This is a genomic window from Streptomyces cellostaticus (assembly GCF_001513965.1).
GTDB classification, from domain to species: domain Bacteria; phylum Actinomycetota; class Actinomycetes; order Streptomycetales; family Streptomycetaceae; genus Streptomyces; species Streptomyces cellostaticus.
On record NZ_KQ948096.1, the window covers coordinates 1 to 4,902 of the forward strand.

The 4,902-nt window shown below is 70.7% G+C and carries 1 protein-coding gene; it reads left to right on the plus strand.

Features of this window, described 5'->3' with window-relative positions:
- Positions 1-15 precede the first annotated feature (15 nt).
- On the plus strand, positions 16-4,902 hold a 4,887-nt coding region (locus tag AQI88_RS42140; protein WP_279616608.1), incomplete at its 3' end, for a type I polyketide synthase.

The window sequence follows — 4,902 nt, forward strand, 5'->3', positions numbered from 1 at the left end:
CGTCTGGCCGAGGACCTGGCCGGGGTGTCTGCGGGCAGTAGCCCGGTGCCGTTCTATTCCACGCTTGAAGCACGCGTGGTGGACACCGCCGAGCTTGATGGCGGGTACTGGTACCGCAATCTGCGTCAGACGGTGCGGTTCGGTGAGGTCATTGCCGCGCTGGCGGTGGAGGGCCACCGGGTGTTTGTGGAGGTCAGTCCGCATCCGGTGCTGGGTATGGCTATTGCGCAGGCCGGTGAGGATCTGGTGGCGGCGGCCAGTTTGCAGCGCGGCGATGGCGGGCGTGGGCGGTGGTTGACCGCGCTGGCCTGTGCGTATGCGGCTGGTGTCGAGGTGGACTGGGCCGCGGTGACCGCCGATGGCGCGAGGAAGGTTGCTCTGCCGACGTATCCGTTCCAGCGTCAGCGCTACTGGCCGAAGGCTGTCACGGGTCGTGGGGATGCTTCGTCGGCTGGTCAGCAGCGGGTCGGGCATCCGTTGTTGGCGGCGGCGGTGTGGCTGGCCGAGGGTGACGGTCTGGTGCTGACGGGTCGTCTGTCGCTGGCCGCGATGCCGTGGCTGGCCGATCACGCGGTCCACGGCACGGTCCTGCTGCCTGGCACCGCGTTTGTGGACCTGGCGGTCCACGCCGGCGATCTGGCCGGGTGCGGTGTCCTGGAGGAACTGACGCTTCAAGAGCCGCTGGTCCTTCCTGGCTCCGGTGGCGTGCAGTTGCAGATCCAGGTCGGTGACAGTGACGGCGACAGTGGTCGGCGAACGGTCATGGTCTCCTCCCGTGAGGGGGAGGGGAGTTGGGTTCGGCACGCGGTCGGCGCGCTGGCTCCTGCTGGCAGTGAGCCTGCCCCCGCCCCGCTGGGTGCCTGGCCTCCGGCCGGCGCGGAGTCGGTCCCGGTTGACGACGTCTACGAGAGGCTTGCCCAGCGCGGCTATGGGTACGGGCCGGCGTTCCAGGGGCTGCGTCAGGTGTGGCGTGCCGGGGACACCGTCTACGCCGAGGTTGAGCTGCCCCAGGGCATTGATTCCGACGCGGCCGAGTTCGGCCTGCACCCTGCCCTGCTCGACGCCGCTCTGCACGGTCTCCTGGCCGTCGGCACCAGCGACGGCAGTAGCGGGACGGAGCTGCCGTTCGCGTGGTCGGGCGTGCGGCTGCTGGCGAGCGGCGCCCGCCACCTGCGAGTGGCGTTCGCTTCCGGGCCGGGTGGGGTCTCGGTCACGGCGTTCGACGGTGTTGGTCAGCCGGTGTTGGAGGCCCGGTCGTTGGCGTTGCGTGAGGCGTCGGCTGGTCAGTTCGCTGGGTCTGGTCGGCAGGTGCGGCAGTCGCTGTTCACGGTGGACTGGGTCCTGCTGACGGCGCAGGCCTCTGATGCCGCGGTGCAGTGGGTGCGGCACGGCGAGTCGGTCGGGTCCGAGGTGGCCCCGGTGGTCGTTGCTGCGGTTCCGGCTGCCCCGTCGGGGACTTCGGCGCCGCAGGCGGCTCAGCTGGCTGCTGTGACGGTGTTGGGTTGGGTGCAGAAGTGGCTGGCCGATCCCGAGACTGACGGTTCGCGGTTGGTGATCTGGACCCAGGGCGCGGCCGCCGGGCAGGACTTGGCCGACGGGGCAGTGGTGGGCTTGGTCCGCTCCGCGCAGTCTGAGCACCCGGGGCGTCTGCTGCTGGTCGATGTCGACCCGTCAGCCGACTTGGACCCTAGTCGCGACGCCGACGTGGACACCGTCCTGGCTGCGCTCCTGGATGCCGATGAGCCTGAGGTCCGCATCCGTCCCGCTACTGACGGCGGGGGAATCGCGGTGTTCGGGCGTCGGCTGGTCCGGGCCGGTGTGTCCGGTGAGTTGGTGCTTCCCGGTGGTTCGGGCTGGCGGGTTGAGGTGACCCAGCCGGGTGACCTGAGCAGTACTGCTGTGATCGATGCTCCCGAGGCTGACGTCGAGTTGTCGGTGGGCCAGGTCCGGGTTGGTCTGCGTGCGGCGGGTGTGAACTTCCGCGACGTCGTCGCCGGGCTGGGGATGGTCTCGGATGGCCGGGTCCTGGGCCTGGAGGCTGCCGGGGTCGTGCTGGAGACCGGTCCCGGGGTGAATGGCCTGGTTGTGGGCCAGTCGGTGATGGGTCTGGTGCCCGGTTGGGGGCCGGTCGGGGTTGTCGACAGCCGCCTGGTGGCCGCCATCCCGCAAGGTTGGTCCTTCCAGCAGGCCGCAGCGGTGCCGGTGACATTTCTGACGGCGTTCTACGCGTTGCGGGATCTGGCCCAGGCCCGTCCCGGCCAGCGAGTGCTCATCCACGCCGGAACCGGTGGAGTTGGCACGGCTGCGGTGCAGTTGGCAAGGGAATGGGGCTTGGAGATCTTCGCGACCGCCAGCCCGGCCAAGCAGCCGGCCTTGCGGGCGATGGGTGTGGACGAGAGCCACATCGCCTCGACCCGGGACCTGGCCTTCTGCGAGCAGTTCCTGGCCGTGACCGGCGGCGAGGGCATGGACGTGGTCGTCAACGCGCTGGCCGGGGAGTTCACGGACGCGTCGCTGCGGCTGCTGCCGCGCGGTGGCCGGTTCGTCGAGATGGGCAAGACCGATATCCGCGACTCCGAGCAGGTCGCCCAGACCTATCCGGGAGTGGTCTACCGCGCGTTCGACCTGATGGATGCCGGTGTGCCACGGGTCGGGGAGATGCTGGCCGAACTCGGGGCGATGTTCGAGGCGGGGACGCTGGTTCCGCCGCCGGTGACGTGCTTCGAACTGTCCCAGGCGGTTGCGGCGCTGCGGTATCTGCAGGCCGCCCGGCACCTCGGCAAGGTCGTACTGAACGTCCCGGCCGAGTGGGACCGGCAGGGCACCGTCCTGGTCACCGGTGGAACGGGGACGCTGGGTGGGGAGTTGGCCCGGCACCTGGTGGACGTCCGTGGCATGCGGCACCTGGTGTTGCTGTCCCGGCGCGGCCCGGCCGCGCCGGGAGTCGCCCGTCTGGTCGCGGAGTTGGCACGGTCGGGTGCGGGTGTGCGGGTGCAGGCCGGCGATGCCGCCGACCGCGACGCCCTCGCCTCGGTGTTGGCGCGGATCGGGGCTGAGCGGCCGTTGGCGGCGGTGGTGCATGCCGCTGGTGTGATCGACGACGCCACCGTGGAGTCGCTGACGCCTGAGCGCATGGCGACGGTGCTGTCGGCGAAGGCTGATGCGGCGTGGAACCTGCACGAGTTGACCGAGGGCGCGGGCCTGGCCGGCTTCGTCCTGTACTCCTCGGCCATGGCCGCCCTGGGGAGCCCGGGGCAGGGGAGTTACGCCGCGGCCAACGCGTTCCTGGACGCGCTGGCCGCCTACCGCCGGGAACGGCACCTGGCTGGTCAGTCGCTGGCCTGGGGCCTGTGGGCCCAGGCCTCGGGGATGACCGGGCATCTGGATGGCGCTGACCTGTCCCGTCTGCGTCGCGGTGGTGTTCAGCCGATGGCGACGGAGCAGGGCCTGGCGCTGTTCGAGGCCGCTGCCGCGCTGGGTGCGCCGTTGGCGGTCCCGGCCCGACTGGACTTGGCCGCGTTGTCGCGTGCTGGGGGGTCGGTGCCTCCGCTGTTGCGCGGTCTGGTTGCCGGTGGTGGCTCCGTGCGCCGGTCCGCGGCTGTGGCTGCGGTCGTGGGTGGTCTCGCGGCCCGGTTGGCCGCGCTCAGCCCTGCCGATCGTGAGCAGGAGGTTCTGCAGATCGTCCGGGCCGGCACCGCAGCCATTCTGGGCCACGCCAGCCCTGGGGACATCGATTCCCAGCGGGCCTTCCGCGAGATGGGCATCGACTCCCTGACCGCGCTGGAGCTGCGCAACCGGCTCGCGGCCGAGACGGGCCTCACCCTTCCCGCGACTCTGGTCTTCGACTACCCCGTCCCGCTGGAACTCGCTCGGTATCTGGTCGCAGAGGCATGCGGGACCGACGGCGTGGCCGCCGTATCCGCGGTCCGCGTCGGCACGGACGAGCCGGTGGCGATTGTCGGTATGGGTTGCCGGTTCCCGGGCGGGGTGGAGGACCCGGAGGGCTTCTGGCAGTTGATCGCCGCGGGGACCGACGCGATGACGGACTTCCCGGTGAACCGCGGCTGGGAGACGCCGGGCCTGTCCGAGTCCGGTGATGCGGGCACGGGTTATGCCCGGGTGGGTGGCTTCCTGGACAGTGCCGGTGATTTCGATGCGGAGTTCTTCGGGATCAGTCCGCGTGAGGCGTTGGGGATGGATCCCCAGCAGCGGCTGTTGCTAGAGACGTGCTGGGAGGCACTGGAGGACGCGGGCATCACCCCGGGTTCGCTGCGTGGCACCGACACCGGCGTCTACGCCGGCATCATTACGTCGGAGTACCGGGTCGGTGAGCAGGACAGCGCGAGCGGCTATGGAATAACCGGGACCGCTGCGAGTGTGGCCTCGGGGCGGGTGGCGTACTCGCTGGGGTTGCAGGGTCCCGCCGTCTCGATCGACACGGCGTGTTCGTCCTCGCTGACGGCGATTCACCTTGCGGCGCAGGCGCTGCGGTCCGGGGAGTGCGGGATCGCGTTGGCCGGTGGCGTCATGGTGATGGCCTCGCCTGGGACATACACGGAGTTCGCGCTGCAGCGGGGGTTGGCTGCCGATGGCCGGTGCAAGCCGTTCGCGGAGGCAGCCGACGGCACCGGGTGGGGCGAGGGCGTCGGTGTCCTGGTTCTGGAGCGGTTGTCGGATGCGCGTGAGCGTGGGCACCGGGTGTTGGCGGTTGTGGCGGGTAGTGCGGTCAATCAGGACGGGGCGAGTAACGGTCTGTCGGCGCCGAACGGGCCTTCGCAGCAGCGGGTGATTCGGGCCGCGTTGGCCAGCGCAAGACTGCGGGCGAGCGATATCGATGTGGTGGAGGCGCATGGCACCGGTACGGCGCTGGGTGACCCGATCGAGGCGCAGGCGCTGCTGGCC